Origin of the sequence: Cellulomonas triticagri (assembly GCF_003696205.1) — a bacterium.
GTDB lineage: Bacteria > Actinomycetota > Actinomycetes > Actinomycetales > Cellulomonadaceae > Cellulomonas > Cellulomonas triticagri.
In genome coordinates this window covers 1-6,827 of the sequence record NZ_RFFI01000156.1, presented here as the reverse complement: position 1 = coordinate 6,827, position 6,827 = coordinate 1, and the positions used below count along the sequence as shown (strand labels likewise).

Below are 6,827 nucleotides of genomic sequence, written 5' to 3'. Positions count from 1 at the left end.
CCCTCGTGCTCGCGGCCACCGCCGCCGCCCTGCTGGTCCTCGTGCTCGGGCCCGGCACCGTCGGGCGCGCCGTCGCCCTGGCCGGCACGCTCGCCGCCGCGACCGCCGGCACGTGCCTGCTCACCGTCCTCGACCGCCCCCGGCCCGGTCCGCCCGGTCCGCCCGGTCCGCCCGGTCCGCCCGGCACCGTGACCACCGCCACCCCCTGATCGGAGTCCCCGCATGCCCACGATCGAGCTGTCCCACGTGTCGAAGGTGTACGGCACCAGCACCCTGGCCGTCGACGACGTGTCCCTGACCATCGCCGACCGCGAGTTCGTGGTGCTGATCGGTCCGTCCGGGTGCGGCAAGTCCACGCTGCTGCGCATGCTCGCCGGGCTGGAGGACGTCACCGCCGGCGACGTCGTCGTCGACGGGCGGCGGGTCAACGACGTGCACCCCAAGAACCGCGACGTCTCCATGGTGTTCCAGAACTACGCGCTGTACCCGCACATGAGCGTGGCCCAGAACATCGCGTTCGGCCTCCGGCTGCGCCGGGTGCCGCGCGCCGCCGTCCGGGAGAAGGTCGAGCAGGTCGCCGCCACGCTCGGCCTGACCCGCTACCTCGACCGGCCGCCGGCCGAGCTGTCCGGAGGGCAGCGGCAGCGTGTCGCGCTCGCCCGGGCCATGGTGCAGGAGTCCCGGATCTTCCTCATGGACGAGCCGCTGTCGAACCTGGACGCCAAGCTCCGCAGCACGATGCGGTCCGAGATCCTCGACCTGCACCGCCAGCTCGGCGTGACCACGGTGTACGTCACGCACGACCAGGTCGAGGCGATGACCATGGCGGACCGGGTGGTGCTCATGCGCGACGGCGTCGTCCGCCAGCAGGGCGCGCCCCGGGACCTGTACCGGCATCCGGTCGAGCAGTTCGTCGCGACCTTCCTGGGCGAGCCCGAGATCAACCTCCTGCCCGCCGAGGTGTCCGCGGGCACCCTGACCGCCCCGGGTGTGACGACGCCCCGCGGCTGGCTGCCCCCGGGGACCGCCGCGGCGACCGGGCCGGTGGTGCTGGGCGTCCGACCGGAGCACGTCCACCTCGGCGGGCCCGACGGCGGCTCGGACGGGGACGCGCGGCTGCCCGCCGAGGTCGCGCTCGTGGAGCGGCGCGGGGACGACGCCTACGTCACGCTGCGGGCCGACACGACGCGCCTCGTGGCGAAGGTGCCCGCCGACACCCCGCTGCGCGTGGGCGATGCCGCCACCGCGCGGTTCGCCGCCACCCGGGTGCACGCCTTCGACGCGACGACGGGGGCCGCGCTCGCCGGGTGACCGTCAGGAGCGGCTGGACCGCCGGACGACCTCGTCGCGCTCCAGCGCCGTGCCGTCGCCGTCCAGCGGGAACCAAGCCCGGTGCTCGCACTGGTGGCAGGACACGAACGTGACGTCGGTGCCGTCGGCGAGCGCCAGGTGCAGGCGCGTCAGCCGGTCCGACCCGCAGACCCCGCATGTCGCGGTGCCGGGCGCGTGCACCTGCCCGGGTGCGCTCAGCGAACCGAGCGGCGCGGCCTCCTCGTCGCGACGCCCCTTGCGGCGGCCCGCCACGTCAGCCGTCCTCGCCGCGCAGCACCCGCAGGTGACCGCGTCGCCGGGTCTCGGTCTCCGCGAGCTGCGACGCCGGCGGCAGGCCGTCGGGCACCGCGGCGTGCCGCGCCCCGCCCAGCGGGGGCCGGCCGGCCTCGCGCACGGCGTCGGCGAGCGCGAGCAGGTCGTCGTGGCTGGGGCCGGTCTCCACGAACTCGGGCGTCAGCCGCACGACCTCCCACCCGCGCGGGGCGGTGAGGCGCGACGCGTGCTCGGCGCACAGGTCGTAGGAGTGCGGCTCGGCGAGGGTGGCGAGCGGGCCGAGCACGGCGGTCTGGTCGGCGTACACGTACGTGAGGGTGGCGACCGCCGGACGACCGCACGCGGTGCGGGAGCACTGGCGGACGGGTCTCACGGGGTAGACGGTACCCGCGACCGGCCCCGACGGGGACCGCGACCCGCGCAGCGGCGGCCACGTCACCCGCGCGGCGGCTAGAGTCGCCGGGTGGTCCTGCGTCGTCCCGTCCCCGCCCTGCCCGGCGACCGCGGTGCCGGTGGCGTCCGCCGGCGGGACCGCCGCGGTCGCGGCATCCGCGGCCCGCTGCTGCCCTCGACCCTGCCGGCGCACCGTACCCGCGCCGAGCGGTTCGACGACCTCGTCCTCGACTCCGTCGAGCGGCTGGAGGTCCGGTGGGGCAAGTACCTGGACGGGGTGGAGTTCGCCGTGGAGGACGTGCCGCCCTCCAACCCCGCGCCGTGGGAGAGCGGCGGCGTCCCGCTCGGCCGCTGCTTCCCGGACCAGCCCGGCCTGCCGCCCCGGATCGTGGTCTACCGCCGACCGGTGGAGAGCCGTGCGGGCGACGCCGACGAGCTCGCGGACCTGGTGCACGAGGTCGTGGTCGAGCAGGTCGCGCACCTGCTGGGCCGCTCCCCCGACGAGGTCGACCCCGAGCTCGGCGACGGCCGCTGAGCCGTCGGCGGGCAGCAGCCGGCACGCGCGCAGGCGGTAGCCTGACCGGGCCATGACGACGCCCTCCCCCGCCGCCCAGCCCGCCGCCGACCCCGCAGGGCCCGCCGGTCCCGACGGCTCCGCCGACGGCGTCCGCGTCGTCAGCATCGTGTTCCACCCCGGCGAGGAGCTCGCGGACTTCACGCGCTCGCTGGCGACCGCCACGACGGCACCGGTCGACCTCGTGCTGGTCGACAACGGGACCGACCCCGAGGTGGCGGACCGGCTGGCGGCCGAGGCCGGCGGGCGCGTGCTGCGCCCGGGCGGCAACCTCGGCTACGGCGGCGGCGCGAACGCGGGCGCCCGCGGTGCCGCGCAGCCGTTCGTCGTCGTCGCGAACCCCGACGTCGTGTGGGAGCCGGGCTCCCTGGACGCCCTGCTCGACGCCGCGCAGCGGTACCCGAGCGCCGGGGCGCTCGGCCCGGCGCTGCTCAACGAGGACGGCAGCGTCTACCCGTCGGCGCGCGAGCTGCCGTCGCTGACGCAGGGCGTGGGGCACGCCGTGCTCGGCAAGGTCTGGCCGGGCAACCCGTGGACCCGTGCGTACCAGCGCCGCCAGGAGACCGCCGGGACGGAGCGCGTCGCAGGCTGGCTGTCCGGCGCGTGCCTGCTGCTGCGGCGGGAGGCCTTCGAGGCCGTGGGCGGGTTCGACGAGAGCTACTTCATGTTCTTCGAGGACGTCGACCTGGGCGAGCGCCTCGCGCTGGCGGGCTGGGCGAACGTCTACGTGCCCTCGGCGCGGGTCGTGCACGTCGGCGGCGTGTCCTGGAAGGCGCGCCCCGCGCGGATGATCTCCGCGCACCACGCCTCCGCGCGGCAGTACCTGCACCGCCGGTACCACCGCTGGTACCAGCTGCCGGTGCGGGTGGCGATCAGCGCCGGGCTCGCGGTGCGCGAGCGGGTCGAGCTCCGCGCCGCGCGCTGACCGCCCGCCGGTCCGGACCGGGCCTCAGCCCACCCCGAGCCGGCTCGCCTCGCGCACCCGCGCGGACGTCACGGCCTCGGTGTCGACGAGGGGCGTGAGCACGGACAGCAGGGGCCCGTCCGCGGCGTTGGCGGTGGCGAGGAGCGCCCAGGAGATCTCCGCGCGCGGGTCGTCGTCGGTCACGACCTCGATGCCGGTGACGTCGGCGCCGAGGTCGGCGACGAGCACGCGCACCGTCGAGCCGACGGGCACCTCGACCTCCTGCTCGCCGACCCGGCCGGTCGCGCCGTACGCCCGGACGGTGGCGGTCACGACCGGGCCCTGCGGCGCGGTCCCGGCGTCGGGGTCGGGGCGCTGGCCCTCGGTGGGTTCCGGACTGGGCGTCGCCGCGGGCTCCCGCTCGCCCTCGACGCCGGTGGGCACCGCGCCGATGGTCAGGGTGCCGGTCGTGCCGTCGGGCACGGCGAGCAGGCCGCCGCCGGTCGCGGTCGCGGCGGACCAGGCCCGCTCCAGCCGGGGCTGGGCGTCCAGGTCGCCCGCCTCGCCCTCCCGGGCGGTGGTCGCGGCGGCGACGACGGGCACGTCCGACTCGACGACGGCCGTGTAGGCGCCCGCGCCGATGCCGCCGAGCGACAGGTCGGTGACCTCCCCCGCCGCGAGGGCGAGGTCCTGCGCCCCGGGCAGCTCGGTCTCGCCGTCGGGGCCCAGCAGGCGCACGGACACGGTGGCGTCCTCCTCGCCGGGGACGAGCAGGCGCAGCGCCCCCGCGTCGGGGTCGTCCACCTCGGCCGCCGGCACGACGACGCCCGGGACGACCAGCTCGGCGGCCGGGGCGCTGCCCGCGACGACCAGGTCGGTCCCGCGCGGCGTGAAGCCGTCGAGCAGCGAGTCCTGCAGGTAGGCGGACACCTGGCCGCCCGCGGCTGAGACGTGCACGACCAGGCGGCGCTGCTCGGCGGCGACGCCGGGCAGCACGAGGGTGCGCTGGTCGCCGGGCGCCACGAGCTGCGTGGCGCCGCTGCCCAGGTCCACCGGGCCCGCCGGGCCCCACGCCTCGACGGTCACGTCCGCGGCGGTGGCGCCGGGGTTCACGAGCACCAGGTCGGCGCTGCTCTCGATCTCGGTGCTGCCGCCGACGAGCCAGAGGTTGGACGCGGGCCGGGCGCAGGACGCCGCGGACAGCCCGCGCAGGTCGCCGTCGGCGACGACGGACGCGGTGGCGCCCGCGACCCGCGCGGGCTCCCCGTCCACGGGGTCGGCGCGCACCACCACCGGGGCGGTGGGCGAGCGCAGCACGGTCGCGCCGTCGTCCAGCGCCTGCGCGCTGCCGCCGAGCGGCGTGAGCGAGACGGTGCCCGAGCGGGTCCCGAACACGGTCACGCGCTCGACCGGGGCGACGGGGACCCGGTCGAACGCCGAGTCGCCGGAGGTGCTGTCGTCCGGCAGCCGCAGCGGGCCGGGGCACACCAGGGTGCCCGCGGCAGCCGCGACGTCGACCTCGTCGGCCGGCAGCGCGTCGGCGGTGGCGGCCGGGGACGCGGGCAGGGTGCCCGCCAGCGCGACCACGCCCCCGGTCAGCCCGAGGACGAGCAGCCCGGACAGGATGCGCACGACCCGCCCGCCCCGTCCGGCCTGGCTGGTCCGTCCGGCCTGGCCGGTCCGCGTCACCTCGGGGTGCGTCGGCTCCTGCACGTCCACGTCCTCCCGGTCGCCGTCGGTCGTCATCGTCGGCCCGCCCGCCTGCGGCGCACGGGCAGGGCCAGCAGCAGGGCGAGCGCCCCGACCACGACCTGCGCGACCGTCCACACGGTGCGGTCGGTGGCCCGGTGCTCGACCACCAGGTCGCCACCCGCGGCGCCGACCTCGAAGGTCTGCCGCCAGCCGTCGGTGACGGCGCGCAGCGGCCGGCCGTCCAGGGTGGCCCGCCACCCCGCGTCGGCCCGCTCGGCGAGCACCAGCAGCCGGCCGGGGTCGCCCGCGGGGATCGTGGTGGCGACCCGCCCGCCGGGCTCGGCCGCGACGGCGGCGGAGCCGGTGGCGAGGCCGTCGGCGTCGGTCGCGGAGGAGGCGTCCGGGACCAGCCGCGCCCACGCGGTGACGACCGCGGTGACGGGCTCGGCGTCGTCGTCGCCGGATGCGGCGCCCGCGGGCTGCACGCGCCAGATGACGCCCGTGTCCCCCTCGGTGATCCGCTCCAGGCCCGGGGTCGAGTCGAGGCGCCCGACCAGCGCCGAGCGGGCCTGACCCTGCGCGACGTCGTCCCCCTGCGCCACCGGGACCGGCGGGACCAGCACGTTCGCGACGGCGAGGGCCGCGAGGTCGGTGGCGACGTCCTCCGTGGCGCCGGCGGACAGGGTGCCGACCACGGCCTCGAGCTCGGTCGTCGCCGCGTCCGGCTCGGCGGTCGCCGGGTCGTCCAGCGCGCCCGCGAGGTCACGCGTGCGCACGGCCGCGGCGTCGTCCACCACCTGCGGTCCGTCGCCGCGCAGCAGCTGCCAGTCGACGGACCCGTCCGCGTCGGCGCCGAGCGCCAGCACCCGGGGCGCGTCCGCGGAGTCCTGCGTCTGCCGGCCGATCGCCGGGACCACGGCCCGCTCCCGGGTCGTGAGGTCGCCCGCGGCGCCGTCACGCGTCTGCCACGCCCACCCGATCCACGTCGCCAGCGGCAGCGCGACCACGACGACCGCCACCAGACCCGCCGTGAGCTGCCGCCAGCCGAAGGTCACGCCCTCCAGGCGGTGCCGCAGACCCCGGGTCCCGGTCACGGCGGCGAGCAGCAGGCCCGCGGCGGCGAGCGAGGCACCCGATCCGGCCCAGCCGACCACGACCGCGCCGTCGTCCTGCCCCACGACCACCCGGCCCGCGAGCAGCGCGACCGCGAGGCCCACCACCGCGACGACCCAGCCGAGGCGCACGACCCGCGCCTGGGGGGCACCGCGCAGCAGGGCCAGCAGCGCGAGGAGCAGCACCGCCCCGCCCGTGGCGACGGGCCACCACGTGACGACCTGGTCGGGCACCCAGTCCGGGAGCCACGCGGGGACGAGCGACGAGGCGTCCGCGGGCACGCCCAGCAGCGTCGCGACGGCTGACGTCGGCGCCGAGGCCACGGGTGCGCCCGGGTCGGCGAGCAGCAGCCTCAGCCCGTCGGAGCCGCGCGCGACGACCTCCGCGAGCACGGGGCCGAGCAGCACGAGCGCCGGGACGGCCGCCAGCACGACCCGCAGTCTCCGCCCGCGCGGTGCGCACGCCGCCACGACGAGCAGCAGCACCACGCCGGGCAGCAGCAGCGCGGGCGCGCCCGCGGCGACGGCGGCGAACGCGAGCGAGGCG

General features: G+C 78.1%; 6 protein-coding genes and 2 pseudogenes. 4 read left to right on the top strand and 4 right to left on the bottom strand.

What is annotated here, in order from left to right:
- Positions 1-209: pseudogene (locus EBM89_RS21505) on the top strand (hypothetical protein); the annotation flags it as partial.
- Between the two features lie 13 nt (positions 210-222).
- Positions 223-1,311 carry an ABC transporter ATP-binding protein gene (locus tag EBM89_RS18755; protein ID WP_122151141.1) on the top strand — a complete coding sequence of 363 codons (1,089 nt, stop codon included), beginning with the start codon at positions 223-225 and terminating at the stop codon, positions 1,309-1,311.
- A gap of 3 nt (positions 1,312-1,314) precedes the next feature.
- On the opposite strand, the gene EBM89_RS18750 is transcribed toward EBM89_RS18755, so the two are convergent.
- Together EBM89_RS18750 and EBM89_RS18745 are read right to left on the bottom strand one after the other, a co-directional pair.
- Positions 1,315-1,584 carry a hypothetical protein gene (locus EBM89_RS18750; RefSeq protein ID WP_122151140.1) on the bottom strand — a complete coding sequence of 90 codons (270 nt, stop codon included), beginning with the start codon at positions 1,582-1,584 and terminating at the stop codon, positions 1,315-1,317.
- A gap of 1 nt (position 1,585) precedes the next feature.
- Complete coding sequence (locus EBM89_RS18745; RefSeq protein ID WP_122151142.1) at positions 1,586-1,978, bottom strand: DUF3499 domain-containing protein; 393 nt, start codon at positions 1,976-1,978, stop codon at positions 1,586-1,588.
- Between the two features lie 90 nt (positions 1,979-2,068).
- Here EBM89_RS18745 and EBM89_RS18740 point away from each other — a divergent pair, with 90 nt between their 5' ends.
- Positions 2,069-2,533, top strand: coding sequence for a metallopeptidase family protein (locus EBM89_RS18740; protein ID WP_233571852.1), 465 nt, complete (start codon positions 2,069-2,071; stop codon positions 2,531-2,533).
- A 52-nt stretch (positions 2,534-2,585) separates the two neighbouring features.
- Positions 2,586-3,497 carry a glycosyltransferase gene (locus tag EBM89_RS18735; RefSeq protein ID WP_122151139.1) on the top strand — a complete coding sequence of 304 codons (912 nt, stop codon included), beginning with the start codon at positions 2,586-2,588 and terminating at the stop codon, positions 3,495-3,497.
- A gap of 24 nt (positions 3,498-3,521) precedes the next feature.
- On the opposite strand, the gene EBM89_RS21500 is transcribed toward EBM89_RS18735, so the two are convergent.
- Together EBM89_RS21500 and EBM89_RS21495 are read right to left on the bottom strand one after the other, a co-directional pair.
- Positions 3,522-5,222 carry a DUF5719 family protein gene (locus tag EBM89_RS21500; RefSeq protein WP_158609724.1) on the bottom strand — a complete coding sequence of 567 codons (1,701 nt, stop codon included), beginning with the start codon at positions 5,220-5,222 and terminating at the stop codon, positions 3,522-3,524.
- A pseudogene (locus EBM89_RS21495) lies at positions 5,219-6,827 on the bottom strand (glycosyltransferase family 2 protein); the annotation flags it as partial. The pseudogene EBM89_RS21495 and the gene EBM89_RS21500, both read right to left, overlap by 4 nt.

Bases quoted from the DNA above. Each gene is read 5' to 3' on its own strand.
- EBM89_RS18735 (WP_122151139.1), top strand. From the start codon at position 2,586: ATGACGACGCCCTCCCCCGCCGCCCAGCCCGCCGCCGACCCCGCAGGG.
- EBM89_RS21500 (WP_158609724.1), bottom strand. From the start codon at position 5,222: ATGACGACCGACGGCGACCGGGAGGACGTGGACGTGCAGGAGCCGACG.
- EBM89_RS18755 (WP_122151141.1), top strand. From the start codon at position 223: ATGCCCACGATCGAGCTGTCCCACGTGTCGAAGGTGTACGGCACCAGC.